Source organism: Pantoea trifolii, from assembly GCF_024506435.1.
Classification (GTDB): domain Bacteria; phylum Pseudomonadota; class Gammaproteobacteria; order Enterobacterales; family Enterobacteriaceae; genus Pantoea; species Pantoea trifolii.
The window spans coordinates 780,339-799,278 of sequence record NZ_JANIET010000001.1; the positions used below are offsets into that span (position 1 = coordinate 780,339).

Genomic DNA, 18,940 nt, shown 5'->3' on the forward strand with positions numbered 1-18,940 from the left:
TCAGAAATCCCCTAAAATGCCGCCGTCGTCGCAGATTGCAGGGCAAATATAATTCCGCGTAAAAGCGCTTTATTTTTCACCATTTTTCATGGTACGAAAATTTTTATTCAATTATTCATCAGGTTAATTTTTTATTTTGCGAATCCATGTCGATTAATTCCCTCTCTGATTAATTTCACCCGATGTAAATAGTGATATTCACTTGCCGTTGCGGCTTGACAAGGATTTCATCGGCTCCGTAAACTCGTTTCGTGGTAAAAAGTGGGATAAAGTGGTGAAAACGGGTGATTAAGGGGTAAGGCTGGCATGTTCCGTGGAGCAACGTTAGTCAATCTCGACAGCAAAGGGCGATTAGCAGTACCAACGCGCTATCGTGAATTGCTTGTCGCAGAGTCTCAGGGGCAAATGGTATGCACCATTGACCTCCACCAGCCATGCCTGCTGCTTTATACCCTGCCCGAATGGGAAATCATTGAGAAAAAGCTGTCTCGCTTATCCAGCATGAATCCCGCCGAGCGTCGCGTACAGCGACTGCTGTTAGGACATGCCAGTGAATGCCAGATGGATAATGCGGGTCGTTTGTTGTTGGCGAACACGTTACGTCAACACGCCGGCCTGACCAAAGAAGTGATGCTGGTTGGACAGTTCAACAAGTTTGAGCTGTGGGATGAACAGACCTGGTATCAACAAGTTAAGGATGATATTGACACAGAACAGTCGGCTCAGGAGCCTTTATCTGAGCGGTTGCAGGACTTGTCGCTATAGCTATGCAGGAAAATTTCAAACACACCACAGTGCTGCTGGATGAGGCGGTAAACGGCCTCAATATCAGGGAAGACGGCATTTATATCGATGGCACTTTTGGTCGCGGCGGTCACTCGCGCTTAATCCTTTCTCAGCTTGGCGAGAAAGGGCAACTGATAGCGATTGATCGCGATCCGCAAGCGATAGCCGCAGCCGCTGAGATAAACGATCCGCGTTTCTCGATCGTGCATGGGCCGTTTTCGGCCTTGGCGGAATATGTCGAAGAGCGTGGGCTGACCGGTAAGATCGATGGCGTTTTGCTCGATCTGGGCGTCTCTTCACCACAGCTGGATGATGCCGAACGCGGCTTTTCCTTTATGCGTGATGGGCCGCTGGATATGCGTATGGACCCAACGCGCGGGCAATCAGCCGCTGAATGGCTGATGAGCGCGGAAGAGGCAGATATCGCTTTCGTGATCAAAACCTACGGTGAAGAGCGTTTCGGTAAGCGTATTGCGCGCGCCATCGTTGAGCGCAACCGCGAGCAGCCGATGACGCGTACCAAAGAACTGGCAACCGTGATTGCCGCCGCGATGCCCGTCAAAGACAAATTTAAGCATCCGGCAACGCGTACTTTCCAGGCGATTCGTATCTGGATCAACAGCGAGCTGGAAGAGATTGATACTGCGCTGAAAGGGGCATTATCGGTTCTCGCACCCGGCGGCAGGTTGTCGATTATCAGCTTCCACTCACTGGAAGATCGCTTAGTGAAGCGCTTTATGCGCGATCAGAGCCGCGGTCCGCAGGTGCCAGCAGGGATTCCGATGACCGAGTCGCAGCTCAAAGCTTTAGGCGGACGTGAACTGAAAACGCTGGGCAAGCTGATTCCTGGTGAAGCCGAAGTGAATGAAAACCCACGAGCGCGTAGTTCGGTGTTGCGTATCGCGGAGCGAACGGCGTCATGATTGGCAACGAGCGCCACAGCTTACCCGGTGTTATTGGTGGGGACTTGCTGCGATTTGGCAAGATCCCAATGCTGTTGTTGGCTGCGGTGCTGGTCTCCTCGGTAATGGTGGTGACCACTACGCACAAGACGCGCCTGTTAACGGCGCAGCGTGAACAGCTGGTGCTGGAGCGTGATGCGCTCGATATCGAATGGCGCAACCTGATTCTTGAAGAGAACGCACTAGGCGATCATAGCCGCGTAGAGCGAATAGCAACCGATAAACTGCAAATGCAGCATGTTGATCCTTCGCAGGAAAATATTGTGGTGCAGAAATAAGGAATCGCAGAACTTAATGAGTGGCGCAGGCAAAACGCTGAAGTTAAAAAAACAAGAAGATAAGGCCAGCTTTGTAAGCTGGCGCTTTGCGTTACTGTGCGGGTGCATTTTATTGGCGCTAGGCGGACTGCTGTCGCGCGTAGCATGGCTGCAGGTGATCAACCCTGACAAGCTGGTGAAAGAGGGCGATTTGCGTTCGCTGCGCGTGCAATCGGTGCCAACCGCGCGCGGGATGATCAGCGATCGTGCTGGTCGTCCACTGGCGGTGAGCGTGCCGGTAAATGCGATCTGGGCCGATCCGAAAGAGCTGACCGAGCACGGTGGCGTCTCACTGGATAGCCGCTGGAAGGCGCTGTCGGATGCGTTATCGATTCCGCTTGATCAACTCGCTGCACGCATCAACGCCAACCCGAAAGGGCGCTTTGTCTATCTGGCGCGCCAGGTGAATCCGGCGATTGGCGAGTACGTGAAAAAGCTTAAGCTGCCGGGCATCTATCTGCGTGAAGAGTCGCGCCGCTACTATCCGGCGGGCCAGGTTACCGCGCACCTGATTGGTTTCACCAACATTGATGGTCAGGGCATCGAAGGCATCGAAAAGAGCTTCGACAAATGGCTGACTGGCGCACCGGGCGAACGTACCGTGCGTAAAGACCGCAACGGCCGCGTTATTGAAGATATCTCCTCGGTAGACAGCCGCGCTGCGCACAACCTCACGCTGAGCATCGATGAACGTTTGCAGGCGCTGGTGTACCGTGAACTGAATAACGCCGTGGCGTTCAACAAAGCCGAATCAGGCACCGCCGTGCTGGTGGATGTGAACACCGGCGAAGTGCTGGCGATGGCGAATAGCCCAGCTTACAACCCGAATAATCTCAGCAACACGCCGAAAGACGTGATGCGTAACCGTGCCATTACCGACATCTTCGAACCCGGTTCCACCGTAAAACCGATGGTGGTGATGACGGCCTTGCAGCGCGGTGTGGTGAAAGAGAACAGCGTACTGAACACCGTGCCGTACCGCGTCAATGGTCATGAGATCAAAGACGTGGCGCGCTACAACGAATTGACCCTTACCGGGGTTTTACAGAAGTCGAGTAACGTCGGGGTTTCACGTTTGGCGTTAGCGATGCCCTCCTCAGCACTCGTAGATACTTACGCGCGCTTTGGGCTGGGTAAACCGACCAATTTGGGGCTGGTCGGGGAAAGTAGTGGCTTATACCCTCAAAAACAACGGTGGTCTGACATAGAGAGGGCCACCTTCTCTTTCGGCTACGGGCTAATGGTAACGCCGTTACAGTTAGCGCGAGTCTACGCAACCATTGGCAGCTACGGCATCAATCGCCCGCTGTCGATCACCAAAGTTGACCCGCCGGTAGCGGGTGAACGCGTTTTCCAGGAAGACCTGGTGAAAACGGTGATGCACATGATGGAAAGCGTTGCGTTGCCTGGCGGCGGTGGGGTTAAAGCCGCCATCAAGGGCTATCGCATTGCCATCAAAACTGGTACCGCCAAGAAGGTTGGGCCGGATGGACGTTACGTCAACAAATACATTGCTTATACCGCAGGCGTTGCGCCTGCCAGCCGTCCTCGTTTTGCGCTGGTGGTGGTGATCAACGATCCCCAGGCCGGTAAATATTATGGTGGTGCGGTTTCAGCACCGGTGTTTGGTGCCATCATGGGCGGCGTGTTGCGTACCATGAATATCGAACCTGATGCGCTGCCGACAGTTGATAAGAACGAGTTGGTGAAGAATAGAAGTGAGGAATCAAGTGACAGATCGTAACCTGCGCGACTTACTGGCCCCGTGGGTGCCGGGTGCGCCGGCGCGTCCACTCCGTGACATGACACTAGATAGCCGCGCTGCGGCTTCTGGCGATCTGTTTATCGCCGTGGCGGGCCATCATGCTGATGGACGTCGTTTTATTCCGCAGGCTATTGCACAAGGCGTGGCGGCAGTGATTGCCGAAGCTGAAGGTGAAGCCAGCGATGGAGATATCCGTGAGATGCATGGCGTCCCGGTTATCTATCTGGCGCAGTTGCAGCAGCGTCTCTCTGCACTGGCCGGGCGCTTTTATCAGCAGCCTGCTAGCAAACTGAAATTAATCGGTGTTACCGGCACCAACGGTAAAACCACCACCACGCAACTGATGGCGCAGTGGGCCAACTTGCTGGGTGAAACCGGCGCAGTAATGGGCACGGTCGGCAATGGCCTTTACGGTCAACTGGTGGCCACCGAAAACACCACCGGTTCTGCGGTGGACGTGCAGCATGTGCTGAATGATTTAGTCGGGCAGGGCGCAACCCTGACGGCGATGGAAGTCTCCTCACACGGTTTGGTGCAGCATCGTGTTGCAGCCTTGCCGTTTGCGGCTGCGGTATTTACTAACCTAAGCCGCGATCACCTCGATTATCACGGTGATATGCAGAGCTATGAATCCGCTAAATGGTTACTGTTTTCTGAGCATCAAGTCGCTGAAGCCATCATCAACGCTGATGATGAAGTGGGCCGTCGCTGGCTGGCAAAATTGCCGGATGCGGTAGCGGTCACCATGGAAGACAATCTGCAATCGGGCTGTCATGGTCGCTGGCTCAAAGCCACCGCGGTGGATTATCACGATGGCGGTGCGCACATCCGGTTCAGCTCCAGTTGGGGCAACGGCGAGTTTGATAGCCGCCTGATGGGCGCTTTCAACGTGAGCAACCTGTTGCTGGCGCTGGCTACGCTGCTGGCGCTGGATTATTCGCTTGATGCGCTGGTTGCCACGGCACCGCAGCTGCAGCCGGTGTGTGGGCGTATGGAAGTGTTTACTGCGCCAGATAAACCTACTGTGGTTGTCGATTACGCTCACACGCCAGATGCGCTGGAAAAAGCGCTGGAAGCGGCGCGTCTGCACTGTAAAGGCCAACTGTGGTGCGTGTTTGGCTGCGGTGGCGATCGCGACAAAGGCAAACGTCCATTGATGGGCGCGATTGCTGAGCAGTTCTCCGACATCGTGCTGATCACCGACGATAATCCGCGCAGCGAAGAGCCGATGGCGATTGTGAATGACATTCTCACCGGCTTGCTCGATCCGGGCCGCGCGCGTGTGGTTTCCGGTCGTGCGCAGGCGGTCACCAACGCCGTGATGCAAGCTGGCGCCGATGACATCGTGTTGGTGGCGGGAAAAGGCCACGAGGATTATCAAATCATTGGCAACCGCCGTCTGGACTACTCCGATCGCGACACCGTCGCCCGTTTGTTGGAGGTGATGGCATGATTCCCGTTTCGCTCAACACGCTGGCCGAAATCAGCGGCGGCCAACTGCACGGCGCGGACTTAACCATTGCCGATGTCACCACCGATACACGTAAAGTCACCGCCGGCAGCCTGTTTGTGGCGCTGGTGGGTGAACGTTTTGATGCTCATGATTTCGCTAACGATGCCATTGCCAACGGCGCGCAGGCGCTGCTGGTAAGTAAGCTGCTGAAGGTTTCTGTACCGCAGGTGGTTGTCGCTGATACGCGCATTGCTTTCGGGCAACTCGCTGCGTGGGTACGCCAACAGGCGAAAGCGCGCGTGGTTGCTTTAACCGGTTCATCCGGTAAAACCTCGGTCAAAGAGATGACCGCCGCGATTCTGCGCCAGTGTGGCGAAACGCTCTACACCGCAGGCAACCTGAACAACGATTTCGGTGTGCCGATGACGCTGCTGCGTCTCACTAAAGAACATGCTTACGCCGTGATCGAGCTGGGTGCCAACCATCAAGGCGAAATTGCTTACACCACCGATCTGGTGCGCCCGGAAACCGCGTTAGTCAATAACCTGGCCGCCGCTCATCTGGAAGGCTTTGGTTCACTGGCCGGTGTGGCGAAAGCCAAAGGCGAGATTTTTGGCGGCTTACCGGTACACGGTACTGCGATCGTCAACGCCGACAGCAACGATCTTGCTAACTGGCAATCACAGTTTGTGGATAAAACCCTGTGGCGCTTCTCGCCGCAGCCATTGGCTGATGCTGAGTTCCGCGCCAGCGAAATCGTGCTGCGTGCCGATGCCACACTGTTCACGCTGCATACGCCACGCGGTGATATTGCCGTGGAATTACCGCTGCCAGGCCGTCATAACATCGCGAATGCGTTAGCCGCTGCAGCGCTCGCATTGTCAGTAGATGCGCCGCTGACGGCGATTAAAGTTGGCCTTAAAACGTTACAGGCGGTTCCTGGTCGACTGTTCCCGATTCGTCTGGCGGCCAATCAATTGCTGCTGGATGACAGCTACAACGCCAACGTCGGTTCGATGACGGCTGCCGCGCAGGTGCTGGGCGATATGCCGGGTTACCGTGTGATGGTGGTGGGCGATATGGCTGAACTGGGTGATGAAGCCGAGTTGTGCCATCGGCAGGTGGGCGATGCGGCCAAAGCAGCAGGCATTGATTGCGTGCTGAGCACCGGAACCCTAAGCCAGTTGATTGGCGAAAGCAGCGGCAAAGGCGAGCATTTCGCCACGAAAACCGCGCTGACTGAACGTTTACGCACATTGCTGTCCGAACATCAGGACATCACTATTTTGGTTAAAGGTTCACGTAGTGCCGCCATGGAGCAGGTAGTACAGAGCTTACAGGAGAAAGGAACATGCTAGTCTGGCTGGCCGAACATCTGGTCGCATTTTATTCCGGCTTTAACGTCTTCTCGTACCTGACGTTTCGCGCCATTGTCAGCCTGCTGACCGCTTTGTTCATTTCTCTGTGGATGGGCCCGCGCCTGATTGCCTGGCTGCAGAAACTGCAGATTGGCCAGGTGGTGCGTAATGACGGTCCAGAGTCACACTTCAGCAAGCGTGGCACGCCAACCATGGGCGGCGTGATGATCCTCACCTCTATCACCATTTCGGTGCTGATGTGGGCCTATCCATCCAATCCATACGTCTGGTGCGTGCTGGTGGTGTTGGTTGGTTTTGGCATCATCGGCTTTGTGGATGACTATCGCAAAGTGGTGCGCAAAGACACTAAAGGCCTGATCGCGCGCTGGAAATACTTCTGGATGTCAGTGATTTCGCTGGCCGTTGCATTCGCGCTGTTTATCGCCGGTAAAGATACGCCTGCGACGCAGCTGGTGGTGCCGTTCTTTAAAGACATCATGCCGCAACTTGGCCTGTTCTACGTGGTGCTGGCCTACTTCGTGATTGTTGGTACTGGCAACGCGGTTAACTTAACGGACGGCCTTGATGGCTTAGCCATCATGCCAACGGTATTCGTGGCAGCAGGTTTTGCGCTGGTGGCTTGGGCAACCGGTAACGTCAAGTTTGCCGAATATCTGCATATTCCTTATTTACGCCACGCGGGCGAGTTAGTGATTGTCTGCACCGCGATTGTTGGAGCCGGACTCGGATTTTTGTGGTTCAACACCTATCCAGCGCAAGTGTTCATGGGCGATGTCGGCTCACTGGCGCTGGGTGGCGCGCTCGGCACTATCGCCGTGCTACTGCGCCAGGAATTCTTGCTGTTGATCATGGGCGGCGTGTTTGTGGTCGAAACGCTGTCGGTGATTCTGCAGGTGGGATCGTTCAAGCTGCGCGGTCAACGTATTTTCCGCATGGCGCCGATTCACCATCACTATGAATTGAAAGGCTGGCCGGAGCCGCGCGTCATCGTGCGCTTCTGGATTATTTCGCTGATGCTGGTGCTGATTGGCCTGGCAACGCTGAAGGTACGTTAATCATGGCTGACTATCGGGGCAGAAAAGTCGTCATCATTGGATTAGGCATTACTGGCCTCTCCTGTGTTGATTTCTTCCTCGCGCAAGGCGTAACGCCACGCGTGATGGATACCCGTGTCTCGCCGCCGGGGCTGGACAAGCTGCCAGCCTCAGTGGAGCGCTATGTTGGCGGTATTAATAGCGATTGGCTGCTGGCGTCCGATCTGATTATCGCTAGCCCAGGCATCGCGCTGGCGCATCCTGCTTTGAGCGAAGCCGCCGATGCCGGGATTGAAATCATCGGCGATATCGAGCTGTTCTGCCGTGAAGCGCAGGCACCAATTGTGGCGATTACCGGTTCGAACGGCAAAAGCACCGTGACGACGCTGGTGGGTGAAATGGCGCGTGCCGCAGGGTGGCAGGTAGGCGTGGGCGGCAACATCGGTTTGCCGGCGCTAACGCTATTGAAATCGCCAGCACAGCTCTATGTGCTCGAACTCTCCAGCTTCCAGCTGGAAACCACACACAGCCTGAAAGCGGCCGCGGCGACGATCCTCAATCTCACCGAGGATCATATGGATCGCTATCCTCTCGGCATGCAGCAATATCGTGCCGCCAAGCTGCGTATTTACGAAAACGCCAGCGTCTGCGTAGTGAATGCTGACGATGGCATGACCATGCCGGTGCGCGGTGTCGATCAGCGCTGCGTGAGCTTCGGCATCAACCTTGGCGATTATCATCTCAATCAGCAGCAAGGCAGCACCTGGCTGCGGGCGAAGGGCGAGAAAGTCCTGAACACCGATGAGATGACGCTGGTAGGTCAACATAATTACACCAACGCGCTGGCAGCGCTGGCATTGGCCGACGCGGTGAACATCCCGCGCGCTTCCAGCCTGAAAGCCTTAACCACCTTTACCGGCCTTACGCACCGCTTCCAGCTGGTGCATGAAGCCAACGGCGTGCGCTGGATCAACGATTCCAAAGCCACCAACGTTGGCAGCACCGAAGCGGCGCTGAACGGCCTGAAGGTAAAAGGCACGTTGTGGCTGCTGCTGGGCGGCGACGGCAAATCGGCTGACTTCAGCCCGCTGGCGCGCTATCTGCAAGGCGACAGCGTGAAGCTGTTCTGTTTTGGTCGCGATGGCGATGCGTTAGCGGCACTGCGTCCGGAGATTGCCACGCGCACAGAAACCATGCAGCAGGCGATGACGCAAATTGCCGCACAGGTAAAAGCCGGCGATATGGTGCTGTTATCACCGGCCTGCGCCAGCCTTGACCAGTTCCGTAATTTTGAACAGCGCGGCGATCAGTTCGCGCAACTGGCGAAGGAGTTGAGCTGATGCGCATTCCTGGAGCCGGTATCGCCAATTATCTGTCAGTGCGCCTGCGCGATTGGGTGATGGGCGCGCGCGACAGTGATGATGCGCCGGTGGTCCTGTACGATCGCACGCTGCTGTGGCTGACCTTTGGGCTGGCGCTGATCGGTTTTGTGATGGTGACGTCGGCGTCAATGCCGGTTGGTCAACGTCTGAACGAAGATCCGTTCTACTTTGCCAAGCGTGATGCATTCTATATCGCTTTGGCGTTCGGCATGGCGCTGGTGACCTTGCGCATCCCGATGGATTTCTGGCAGCGCTACAGCAACGTGATGCTGATGGTATCCGTGGTGATGCTGCTGATCGTCTTGGTCGTGGGTAGCTCGGTGAACGGCGCATCGCGCTGGATTGCCCTTGGCCCGCTGCGTATTCAGCCGGCTGAGCTCTCGAAGTTGACGCTGTTCTGCTATCTCGCCAGCTATCTGGTGCGCAAAGTAGAAGAGGTGCGTAACAACTTCTGGGGCTTCTGTAAGCCGATGGGCGTGATGGTGGTGCTGGCCGTGCTGCTACTGGCGCAGCCGGACCTCGGTACCGTGGTCGTGCTGTTTGTTACCACGCTGGCGATGCTGTTCCTCGCCGGGGCGAAAATGTGGCAGTTCCTGGCGATCATCGGCTCCGGCATTTTCGCCGTGGTGCTGCTGATCATCGCCGAACCGTACCGTATGCGCCGTGTAACGTCCTTCTGGAACCCGTGGGAAGATCCGTTCGGTAGCGGCTACCAGCTGACGCAATCCTTGATGGCATTTGGACGCGGTGAGTTCTGGGGACAGGGCTTAGGCAACTCGGTGCAGAAACTGGAATATCTGCCGGAAGCACATACCGACTTTATCTTCTCCATCATCGGTGAAGAGTTGGGTTATGTCGGTGTGGTTTTAGCGCTGTTGATGGTATTCTTCGTCGCTTTTCGCGCGATGTCGATTGGTCGCCGTGCTCTGGAGATCGATCAGCGCTTCTCAGGCTTCCTCGCTTGCTCGATTGGCGTGTGGTTTAGCTTCCAGGCGCTGGTTAACGTCGGTGCGGCGGCGGGCATGCTGCCGACCAAAGGTCTGACACTGCCGCTGATCAGTTACGGTGGTTCGAGTCTGATCATCATGTCGACCGCCATCGTGTTTTTATTGCGCATAGATTATGAAACGCGTCTGGCGAAAGCGCAGGCGTTTACCCGAGGTGCTCGATGAGTGGCAAACGGCTGATGGTCATGGCAGGCGGTACTGGCGGACACGTGTTCCCCGGTCTGGCCGTTGCCCATCACCTGATGGAACAAGGCTGGCAGGTGCGCTGGCTGGGAACCGCTGACCGAATGGAAGCGGATTTGGTACCAAAACACGGCATTGAAATTGATTTTATCCGCATCAGCGGTTTACGCGGTAAAGGCGTGAAAGCGCAGTTGCTGGCACCGGTGCGCATCTTCAATGCCTGGCGCCAGGCGCGTCGCATCATGAAGAGCTGGCAGCCGGATGTGGTGCTGGGCATGGGCGGCTATGTTTCAGGTCCCGGTGGTTTAGCCGCGTGGAGCTGCGGTATCCCGGTGGTGCTGCATGAGCAGAACGGCATTGCCGGCCTGACCAATAAGTGGCTGGCGAAAATCGCCACCAAAGTGATGCAGGCGTTTCCCGGTGCGTTTCCAAATGCTGAAGTGGTTGGCAATCCGGTGCGTACCGATGTGTTAGCGCTGCCGTTACCGGCAGAACGTCTGAGCGCACGTTCCGGCCCGATTCGCGTGCTGGTGGTCGGCGGCAGCCAGGGCGCGCGTATCCTCAACCAGACCGTGCCACAAGTAGCCGCAGAGTTGGGTGAAGCCATTACGGTTTGGCATCAAACCGGGAAAGGCGGACTGGAAACCGTGCAGCAGGCTTACCGCGCAGCGGGCCAGCCGCAGCACAAAGTCACCGAGTTTATCGATGACATGGCCGAAGCTTACGCCTGGGCCGATGTGGTGGTGTGCCGTTCGGGCGCATTGACGGTGAGCGAAGTGGCCGCCGCAGGTTTACCGACGATTTTCGTGCCGTTTCAGCACAAAGATCGTCAGCAGTACTGGAATGCGTTGCCGCTGGAAAAAGCGGGCGCAGCCAAAATTTTCGAGCAGCCGCAATTTACCGCAGCTGTGGTAGCGGACACGCTGCGTCACTGGGATCGCACCACATTGTTGGCGATGGCAGAAAAAGCCCGTCAGGTCGCGATTCCCGATGCAACCGAGCGGGTTGCAAATGAAGTGGCGCGCGTCGCGAAGTAATTAATCGGCCAGTTGATTTGGCCCGTACCTTTAGCAGGTGCAAACGGGAAAAACAGGTAATTGAAACAGATGAATACACAACAATTGGCAAAACTGCGTTCTATTGTGCCCGAGATGCGTCGCGTCCGGCACATTCACTTTGTCGGCATCGGTGGTGCTGGCATGGGCGGTATTGCCGAGGTGTTGGCGAACGAAGGCTATCACATTAGCGGTTCTGATCTGGCACCGAACGCGGTGACACAGCATCTGGCGGCGCTGGGCGCGACGATTTATTTCAACCATCGTCCGGAAAACGTCACCGATGCCAGCGTTGTCGTAGTGTCGACAGCCGTTGCGCAGGATAACCCTGAGCTGGTTGCCGCACGTGAGCAGCGTATTCCCGTCATTCGTCGTGCTGAGATGTTGGCAGAACTGATGCGTTTCCGTCACGGCATTGCCGTTGCCGGTACGCACGGTAAAACCACCACCACCGCGATGGTGACCAGCATTTACGCGGAAGGCGGACTGGATCCGACCTTCGTTAACGGCGGATTGGTTAAGGCCGCAGGTACGCATGCGCGCCTGGGCAGCAGCCGTTACCTGATTGCAGAAGCAGATGAAAGTGATGCGTCCTTCCTGCATCTGCAGCCGATGGTGGCGATTGTCACCAACATCGAAGCCGATCACATGGACACCTATCAGGGTGATTTTGAGAACCTGAAGCAGACGTTCATTAACTTCCTCCACAACCTGCCGTTCTACGGACGCGCGGTAATGTGCGTGGATGACGCGGTGATTCGTGACCTGATTCCGCGCGTAGGCCGCCAGGTAACCACCTATGGCTTCAGCGACGACGCAGATGTGCGTATCGAGAATTACGAGCAGCGTGGCGCACAAGGTCACTTCACCATTATTCGTCAGGATAAGCCGGTGCTGAAAGTGACGCTGAATGCGCCTGGCCGTCATAACGCGCTGAACGCGGCCGCCGCGGTAGCTGTTGCCAGCGAAGAAGGCATTGAAGATAACGCGATTCTGGCCGCGCTGGAGAGCTTCCAGGGCACCGGACGCCGCTTTGACGTGCTGGGCGAGTTCGATACCGCCGCCGTCAACGGTAATGCAGGCAGTGCGATGTTGGTTGACGATTACGGCCACCATCCCACCGAAGTGGATGTCACCATCAAAGCCGCACGTGCGGGCTGGCCTGACAAGAAGCTGGTGATGGTGTTCCAGCCGCATCGCTACACGCGTACGCGTGACCTGTTTGATGATTTCGCTAATGTGCTGTCGCAGGTGGATGTGTTGCTGATGCTGGATGTCTATCCGGCGGGTGAAGCCGCCATTCCCGGCGCTGACAGCCGTTCGCTGTGCCGCGCGATTCGTAACCGTGGCAAGGTTGATCCGATTCTGGTCTCTGAGCATGACGCGCTGCCAGACGCGCTGGCGCCGTTGCTGTCGGGCGATGATCTGGTGATCGTGCAGGGCGCAGGCAACATCGGCAAGATTGCCCGCAAGCTGGCCGAAAACGCATTGCAGCCTGCTGTTAAGACGGAGGCGCGTCATGACTGAGAAGGTTGCAGTATTGATGGGCGGCACTTCGGCAGAGCGTGACGTGTCGCTGATGTCCGGTGCGGCGGTGCTAGCCGGACTGCGTGAAATGGGCATTGATGCGCATGCAGTCGATACGCGTGATGTGTCAGTGCTGGATCTGAAACAGCAGGGCTTCGCTAAAGCGTTTATTGCTTTGCACGGCCGCGGTGGTGAAGACGGCACGCTGCAAGCGGTGCTGGAGTTCCTGCAACTGCCCTATACCGGCAGCGGCGTGATGGCTTCCGCCATCACCATGGACAAACTACGCAGCAAATTGTTGTGGCAGGGCAGGGGATTACCCTCAGGCAAATTTGTCTGGCTGACGCGTCAGCAGCATGAGCAAGGTTTAGACGCGGATACCACCGCCGCCATTGAGGCGCTGGGCTTACCGCTGTTTGTGAAGCCAAGCTGCGAAGGTTCTAGCGTGGGTATTAGCCGCGTGAACCATGCGGATGCCTTACCCGCAGCGCTTGAAGAAGCTTTTCGTCATGATGATGACGTACTGATCGAAGCGTTTTTGAGCGGCGCGGAGTACACCGTGGGCATCGTGGGTGAGCAAATTCTGCCTTCTATCAGAATTAAAACCGCCAGCGAGTTCTATGACTATGAAGCTAAATACATTTCTGACGATACTGAATACTTCTGCCCGAGCGGATTAAGCGCCGAGCAGGAAGCAGAATTGCAGACGTTGGTGTGGTCAGCCTGGCGCGCATTGGGTTGCAGCGGCTGGGGGCGTGTCGACGTGATGGCTGACGGTGAGGGCAACTTCCAGTTGCTGGAAGTGAATACTTCGCCTGGCATGACCAGCCACAGCTTAGTGCCGATGGCAGCGAAGCAAGCGGGATACAGCTTCCCGCAGCTGGTAGCGCGTATTCTGGAGCTGGCTGACTGATATGTCTCAGGCGGCGATACGAGTACGCAATCGCGAACCTCAGGAGCGGACACGCTCCGGGCGTAGCAACGGTGCGCGACTGTTTGGCATGGTGTTCCTGCTGATTGTGCTGGGCATCATGGTGGCGGGCGGCCTCGTGGTGCTGAAGTGGATGAATGACGCGTCACGCTTGCCGTTATCGAAGCTGGTGGTGACCGGGCAAACCCACTACACCACGCATGACGATATTCGCCAGGCCATTTTATCGCTTGGCGCGCCGGGGACCTTCATGTCGCAGAACGTGGATATTATCCAGCAGCAGATTGAGCGTTTACCCTGGATTAAGCAGGTCAGTGTACGCAAGCAGTGGCCTGATGAGCTGAAGATAAATCTGGTGGAGTACGTTCCGGTGGCACGCTGGAACGACTCACACATGGTGGACGCCGATGGCGTCTCCTTCAGCGTACCGGCCAGTCACGTTGGCAAAGAAGCGTTGCCAATGCTGTACGGCCCGGAAGGCAGTGAAAACGAGGTGTTAGCTGGCTATCACACCATGAGTGATGTGTTAAAGGCTAACAAGTTTACCCTGAAGGTCGCGTCGATGACGGCGCGGCGCTCATGGCAATTAGTGACCAGTGACGATGTGCGCATCGAATTAGGTCGCAGCGATACCATGAAGCGTCTGAACCGTTTTATTGAGCTTTATCCGGATTTGCAGCAGCAGGGCCAGAGTCAGAACCAGCGCATCACGTATGTTGATTTGCGCTACGATTCGGGCGCCGCCGTCGGTTGGGCCGCTGCACCGATAGAGCCACAGGACAGTAATCAGCAACAGAACCAGGCACAGGCTAAACCACAATGATCAAGGCAACGGACAGAAAACTGGTAGTAGGACTCGAAATTGGCACCGCGAAGGTGTCCGCCCTGGTTGGGGAAATTCTGCCCGATGGTATGGTCAATATTATTGGGGTGGGCAGTTGCCCGTCTCGCGGCATGGATAAAGGCGGCGTAAACGATCTGGAATCGGTGGTGAAATGCGTACAACGTGCCATCGATCAGGCTGAATTGATGGCGGACTGCCAGATTTCATCGGTCTACCTTGCTTTATCGGGCAAACATATCAGTTGCCAGAACGAAATCGGGATGGTTCCGATTTCGGAAGAGGAAGTGACTCAGGATGATGTAGAGAACGTGGTGCATACGGCGAAATCCGTTCGCGTACGTGACGAGCATCGTATCCTGCATGTCATTCCGCAGGAATATGCCATCGATTATCAGGAAGGCATTAAGAATCCAGTGGGACTTTCCGGCGTGCGTATGCAGGCGAAAGTACATTTGATCACCTGCCACAACGATATGGCAAAAAATATTGTCAAAGCCGTTGAACGTTGTGGCCTGAAAGTTGACCAACTGATTTTTGCTGGCCTGGCATCCAGTTTCTCAGTGTTAACAGAAGATGAACGTGAGCTGGGCGTCTGTGTTGTTGATATCGGTGGCGGTACAATGGATATCGCTGTCTATACTGGCGGTGCACTGCGTCATACCAAAGTGATCCCGTATGCCGGGAACGTGGTAACCAGCGATATCGCCTACGCTTTTGGTACGCCGCCGACCGACGCAGAAGCGATTAAAGTGCGTCATGGTTGCGCATTGGGCTCGATTGTCGGCAAAGACGAAAATGTCGAAGTGCCGAGCGTAGGTGGACGTCCACCGCGTAGCCTGCAGCGTCAAACGCTGGCTGAAGTGATCGAGCCGCGTTACACCGAACTGTTGAATCTGGTCAACGACGAGATTCTGCAATTACAGGAGCAGCTGCGCCAGCAAGGCGTGAAACACCATCTGGCAGCCGGTATCGTGCTGACCGGTGGTGCGGCGCAGATTGAAGGTTTGGCAGCCTGCGCACAGCGCGTGTTCCACACGCAAGTGCGCATCGGACAGCCGCTTAACATCACCGGCCTGACAGATTATGCGCAGGAGCCGTATTACTCTACGGCAGTTGGCCTGCTGCATTACGGCAAAGAGTCACACATGAACGGTGATGCAGAAACGGAAAAACGCGCTTCAGTGGGCAACTGGTTTAAACGAATCAACAGCTGGCTGAAGAAAGAATTTTAATTTTTGAAAAAGGAGATCATGCTGGCAATGTTTATGATCTCCAGGCGACAGGCACATAACGGAGAGAAATCATGTTTGAACCTATGGAATTAACCAATGACGCGGTGATTAAAGTCATCGGCGTCGGCGGTGGCGGTGGCAACGCCGTAGAGCACATGGTACGCGAGCGTATCGAAGGTGTGGAATTCTTCGCTGTAAACACCGACGCGCAAGCGTTGCGTAAGACAGCGGTCGGCCAGACGATCCAGATCGGGACCAATATCACTAAAGGTCTTGGCGCAGGTGCGAACCCAGAAGTGGGTCGTAACTCTGCAGAAGAGGATCGCGAAGCACTGCGTGCTGCGCTGGATGGTGCAGACATGGTGTTCATCGCAGCTGGCATGGGCGGCGGTACCGGTACCGGTGCAGCGCCAGTTGTAGCTGAAGTGGCAAAAGATTTGGGTATCCTGACTGTTGCGGTGGTGACTAAGCCATTCAACTTTGAAGGCAAAAAGCGTATGGCTTTTGCTGAGCAGGGTATCGCGGAACTGTCTAAGCATGTCGATTCACTGATCACTATTCCAAACGACAAGCTGCTGAAAGTTCTGGGTCGCGGTATTTCTCTGTTGGATGCGTTCGGCGCAGCTAACGACGTATTGAAAGGCGCAGTACAGGGTATCGCTGAACTGATTACACGTCCTGGCCTGATGAACGTCGACTTCGCGGACGTGCGTACCGTGATGTCAGAAATGGGCTATGCCATGATGGGTTCCGGCGTGGCATGTGGTGAAGACCGTGCAGAAGAAGCGGCAGAAATGGCGATCTCCTCTCCACTTTTGGAAGACATCGATCTGTCTGGCGCGCGCGGCGTGCTGGTCAACATCACTGCGGGCTTCGACCTGCGTCTTGATGAGTTCGAAACCGTGGGTAACACCATCCGCGCCTTCGCTTCTGACAACGCAACCGTGGTTATCGGTACTTCTCTGGATCCAGAGATGAACGATGAACTGCGTGTGACTGTGGTGGCAACCGGCATCGGCATGGATAAGCGCCCTGAAATCACGCTGGTGACCAATAAACCGGCCACTCAGCCAGTGATGGATCATCGCTACCAGCAGCACGGCATGGCGCCGCTGCCGCAGGAGCAGAAACCGGCTGCGAAAGTGGTGAATGACCAACCGACTGCATCCAGTAAAGAACCCGATTACCTTGATATTCCAGCCTTCTTGCGTAAGCAGGCAGACTAAGAATATCCCGAGAATTGGGATTCTCCGCTCTTTGTGCTAAAGTATTCGCCCGCTGGTAATTTATACTGGCGGTCGGACAGGTAATATTGCGAGATAAAGCGATGATCAAACAAAGGACACTAAAACGTATTGTTCAGGCGACTGGTGTCGGTTTACATACCGGCAAGAAAGTCACACTGACGTTACGCCCTGCGTCGGCTAACACCGGGGTCATCTATCGTCGCACTGACTTGAATCCACCGGTAGATTTCCCGGCTGATGCAAAATATGTGCGCGACACCATGCTGAGTACTTGCCTGGTGAATGATGAAGGCGTGCGTATTTCAACAGTCGAACATCTGAACGCCGCATTGGCGGGCTTGGGCATTGACAACATTATTGTTGAAGTTGATGCACCGGAAATCCCGATTATGGATGGCAGTGCCGCACCTTTTGTCTATCTGCTGATGGACGCAGGCATCGAAGAGCTGAACAGCGCGAAGAAATTCGTACGCGTTAAGCAAGCGGTGCGTGTGGAAGACGGCGATAAGTGGGCCGAGATCAAACCGTATAACGGTTTCTCACTCGACTTTACTATCGACTTCAAACATCCAGCGATCGACTCAAGCTCGCAGCGTTACCAGCTCAACTTCTCGGCTGAGAACTTTGTTCGCCAAATCAGCCGTGCGCGCACTTTTGGCTTTATGCGTGAAATCGAATATCTGCAGTCTAAAGGCCTGTGCCTGGGCGGTAGTTTAGATTGTGCGATTGGCCTCGATGATTTCCGCGTATTAAACGAAGACGGTCTGCGCTTTGAAGACGAATTTGTTCGTCATAAAATGCTCGATGCGATCGGCGACCTGTTCATGTGCGGCCACAACGTTATTGGCGCGTTTACCGCCTTTAAATCTGGCCATGCGTTGAACAACAAGTTGCTGCAAGCGGTTCTGGCTAAGCAGGAAGCCTGGGAATGGGCGACCTTCGAAGATGAAGCAGAACTGCCACTGGCATTCAAAGCACCAAATTTAGTTCTGGCGTAAGCCAGACATAAAACGGCAGGTTTCGCTGACACCCTCTCCGGTCAGTTGAACCTGCCGTTTTTATTGCCTCGCTTTTAATCCTGCCAAACCGATCTCAATTCGCTGTTGTGACTGGCGAAACCCTGTACAAAAAAACGTGAATTCCGCCGAAGCCCCTTTAATGACTGGTGTCGAAGCCCCACATAAGTGCTATCATCTGGCGCTCATATAAGCTGGGTAACGCTAATTCTGGCGACCGCTTTATCACTTTATTCAATGCATTGTGGACGGATTGTGATCGGGATTTTCTCACGCTGGCGACAATTAGGTAGACGCTATTTCTGGCCACATCTCCTGTTGGGGATGGTGGCGGCCAGTTTAGGCTTGCCTGCCTGCGCGCAAAGTGCTGAGCCCAAAGCAAATGATTCGCCGATCAGTAGCCTGTTTGTCGGCAATGTTGTCCACTTTGATCATCTGATTCGTCTGCAGGAAAGCGTGCGTCGACCGAATTTCAACGTCGATTACTGGCACCAGCATGCGATTCGCACGGTTATTCGCCACCTTTCGTTTAGCATGACGCCGCCCGCTCAGGCGGAAGCCGATCAAGCTGTGCCGCTGGCGGCACAAAAGCTAGCGTTGATTGGTTCGCTTCAGGCGCTGCTGACTTCTCACGCGCAAGCGCTGACTGTTGTTGAGCCGCAACAAAACCTGCGTAACAACGAACCACAAATCCATTCTTCTGCTGATTGGCAGGCTGCTATTCATGGCATCCGCGCCGGGCCTTTCATTGCTTAACTGCTAACGTTTTTTCCACATCCTGTATCAGATTTTGCAGTCCGTGAGATCACGACTGAATTGA

17 protein-coding genes are annotated in these 18,940 nt (G+C 55.4%); all 17 read left to right on the plus strand.

The window, feature by feature from the left end; genetic code table 11:
* Window positions 1-306 precede the first annotated feature (306 nt).
* The 17 genes from mraZ to secM all read left to right on the plus strand — a co-directional run bounded on the left by mraZ (window position 307) and on the right by secM (window position 18,876).
* Window positions 307-765 (plus strand): division/cell wall cluster transcriptional repressor MraZ, encoded by a 459-nt coding sequence (gene mraZ / locus NQH49_RS03480; protein ID WP_007885013.1) that lies wholly within the window; start codon window positions 307-309, stop codon window positions 763-765.
* Between the two features lie 2 nt (window positions 766-767).
* Window positions 768-1,709, plus strand: coding sequence for a 16S rRNA (cytosine(1402)-N(4))-methyltransferase RsmH (rsmH, locus tag NQH49_RS03485; RefSeq protein ID WP_008108618.1), 942 nt, complete (start codon window positions 768-770; stop codon window positions 1,707-1,709).
* Window positions 1,706-2,026, plus strand: a complete 321-nt coding sequence (gene ftsL, locus NQH49_RS03490; RefSeq protein WP_256695601.1) for a cell division protein FtsL — start codon at window positions 1,706-1,708, stop codon at window positions 2,024-2,026. The genes rsmH and ftsL overlap by 4 nt, the downstream gene beginning before the upstream one ends.
* Window positions 2,027-2,042: 16 nt before the next feature.
* Entirely contained in the window at window positions 2,043-3,809 is a 1,767-nt protein-coding gene (locus NQH49_RS03495) for a peptidoglycan DD-transpeptidase PBP3 (protein WP_008108616.1), read from the plus strand.
* A complete protein-coding gene (gene murE, locus NQH49_RS03500) occupies window positions 3,796-5,283 on the plus strand; it encodes a UDP-N-acetylmuramoyl-L-alanyl-D-glutamate--2,6-diaminopimelate ligase (RefSeq protein WP_256695603.1) in 1,488 nt (495 codons plus the stop codon). The genes NQH49_RS03495 and murE overlap by 14 nt, the downstream gene beginning before the upstream one ends.
* A complete protein-coding gene (gene murF / locus NQH49_RS03505; RefSeq protein WP_256695604.1) occupies window positions 5,280-6,641 on the plus strand; it encodes a UDP-N-acetylmuramoyl-tripeptide--D-alanyl-D-alanine ligase in 1,362 nt (453 codons plus the stop codon). Before murE ends, murF begins: the two co-directional genes overlap by 4 nt.
* The gene (mraY, locus tag NQH49_RS03510) at window positions 6,635-7,717 is read left to right on the plus strand and encodes a phospho-N-acetylmuramoyl-pentapeptide-transferase (protein WP_008108613.1); all 1,083 of its coding nucleotides are present in this window, start codon (window positions 6,635-6,637) and stop codon (window positions 7,715-7,717) included. The genes murF and mraY overlap by 7 nt, the downstream gene beginning before the upstream one ends.
* Before the next feature lie 2 nt (window positions 7,718-7,719).
* Complete coding sequence (murD, locus tag NQH49_RS03515; RefSeq protein WP_256695605.1) at window positions 7,720-9,036, plus strand: UDP-N-acetylmuramoyl-L-alanine--D-glutamate ligase; 1,317 nt, start codon at window positions 7,720-7,722, stop codon at window positions 9,034-9,036.
* The gene (gene ftsW / locus NQH49_RS03520) at window positions 9,036-10,250 is read left to right on the plus strand and encodes a cell division protein FtsW (RefSeq protein WP_256695606.1); all 1,215 of its coding nucleotides are present in this window, start codon (window positions 9,036-9,038) and stop codon (window positions 10,248-10,250) included. Before murD ends, ftsW begins: the two co-directional genes overlap by 1 nt.
* Entirely contained in the window at window positions 10,247-11,305 is a 1,059-nt protein-coding gene (murG, locus tag NQH49_RS03525; protein ID WP_256695607.1) for an undecaprenyldiphospho-muramoylpentapeptide beta-N-acetylglucosaminyltransferase, read from the plus strand. The genes ftsW and murG overlap by 4 nt, the downstream gene beginning before the upstream one ends.
* Window positions 11,306-11,374: 69 nt before the next feature.
* Window positions 11,375-12,850 (plus strand): UDP-N-acetylmuramate--L-alanine ligase, encoded by a 1,476-nt coding sequence (gene murC / locus NQH49_RS03530; protein WP_256695608.1) that lies wholly within the window; start codon window positions 11,375-11,377, stop codon window positions 12,848-12,850.
* The gene (locus NQH49_RS03535; protein ID WP_154181788.1) at window positions 12,843-13,763 is read left to right on the plus strand and encodes a D-alanine--D-alanine ligase; all 921 of its coding nucleotides are present in this window, start codon (window positions 12,843-12,845) and stop codon (window positions 13,761-13,763) included. Before murC ends, NQH49_RS03535 begins: the two co-directional genes overlap by 8 nt.
* Before the next feature lies 1 nt (window position 13,764).
* On the plus strand, window positions 13,765-14,604 hold the full coding sequence (gene ftsQ / locus NQH49_RS03540; RefSeq protein WP_154192991.1) for a cell division protein FtsQ: 840 nt from the start codon (window positions 13,765-13,767) through the stop codon (window positions 14,602-14,604).
* Entirely contained in the window at window positions 14,601-15,857 is a 1,257-nt protein-coding gene (gene ftsA / locus NQH49_RS03545; protein ID WP_007888634.1) for a cell division protein FtsA, read from the plus strand. The genes ftsQ and ftsA overlap by 4 nt, the downstream gene beginning before the upstream one ends.
* A 71-nt stretch (window positions 15,858-15,928) precedes the next feature.
* Window positions 15,929-17,083, plus strand: coding sequence for a cell division protein FtsZ (gene ftsZ / locus NQH49_RS03550; RefSeq protein WP_256695609.1), 1,155 nt, complete (start codon window positions 15,929-15,931; stop codon window positions 17,081-17,083).
* Between the two features lie 101 nt (window positions 17,084-17,184).
* Window positions 17,185-18,102: a UDP-3-O-acyl-N-acetylglucosamine deacetylase gene (gene lpxC / locus NQH49_RS03555; protein ID WP_256695610.1), complete on the plus strand. Its 918-nt coding sequence runs from the start codon at window positions 17,185-17,187 to the stop codon at window positions 18,100-18,102.
* 273 nt (window positions 18,103-18,375) lie between these two features.
* Entirely contained in the window at window positions 18,376-18,876 is a 501-nt protein-coding gene (gene secM / locus NQH49_RS03560) for a secA translation cis-regulator SecM (RefSeq protein ID WP_256695611.1), read from the plus strand.
* Window positions 18,877-18,940 lie beyond the last annotated feature (64 nt).

Bases quoted from the DNA above. Each gene is read 5' to 3' on its own strand.
- mraZ (WP_007885013.1), top strand. From the start codon at position 307: ATGTTCCGTGGAGCAACGTTAGTCAATCTCGACAGCAAAGGGCGATTA.
- rsmH (WP_008108618.1), top strand. From the start codon at position 768: ATGCAGGAAAATTTCAAACACACCACAGTGCTGCTGGATGAGGCGGTA.
- ftsL (WP_256695601.1), top strand. From the start codon at position 1,706: ATGATTGGCAACGAGCGCCACAGCTTACCCGGTGTTATTGGTGGGGAC.
- NQH49_RS03495 (WP_008108616.1), top strand. From the start codon at position 2,043: ATGAGTGGCGCAGGCAAAACGCTGAAGTTAAAAAAACAAGAAGATAAG.
- murF (WP_256695604.1), top strand. From the start codon at position 5,280: ATGATTCCCGTTTCGCTCAACACGCTGGCCGAAATCAGCGGCGGCCAA.
- mraY (WP_008108613.1), top strand. From the start codon at position 6,635: ATGCTAGTCTGGCTGGCCGAACATCTGGTCGCATTTTATTCCGGCTTT.
- murD (WP_256695605.1), top strand. From the start codon at position 7,720: ATGGCTGACTATCGGGGCAGAAAAGTCGTCATCATTGGATTAGGCATT.
- ftsW (WP_256695606.1), top strand. From the start codon at position 9,036: ATGCGCATTCCTGGAGCCGGTATCGCCAATTATCTGTCAGTGCGCCTG.
- murG (WP_256695607.1), top strand. From the start codon at position 10,247: ATGAGTGGCAAACGGCTGATGGTCATGGCAGGCGGTACTGGCGGACAC.
- murC (WP_256695608.1), top strand. From the start codon at position 11,375: ATGAATACACAACAATTGGCAAAACTGCGTTCTATTGTGCCCGAGATG.
- NQH49_RS03535 (WP_154181788.1), top strand. From the start codon at position 12,843: ATGACTGAGAAGGTTGCAGTATTGATGGGCGGCACTTCGGCAGAGCGT.
- ftsQ (WP_154192991.1), top strand. From the start codon at position 13,765: ATGTCTCAGGCGGCGATACGAGTACGCAATCGCGAACCTCAGGAGCGG.
- ftsA (WP_007888634.1), top strand. From the start codon at position 14,601: ATGATCAAGGCAACGGACAGAAAACTGGTAGTAGGACTCGAAATTGGC.
- ftsZ (WP_256695609.1), top strand. From the start codon at position 15,929: ATGTTTGAACCTATGGAATTAACCAATGACGCGGTGATTAAAGTCATC.
- lpxC (WP_256695610.1), top strand. From the start codon at position 17,185: ATGATCAAACAAAGGACACTAAAACGTATTGTTCAGGCGACTGGTGTC.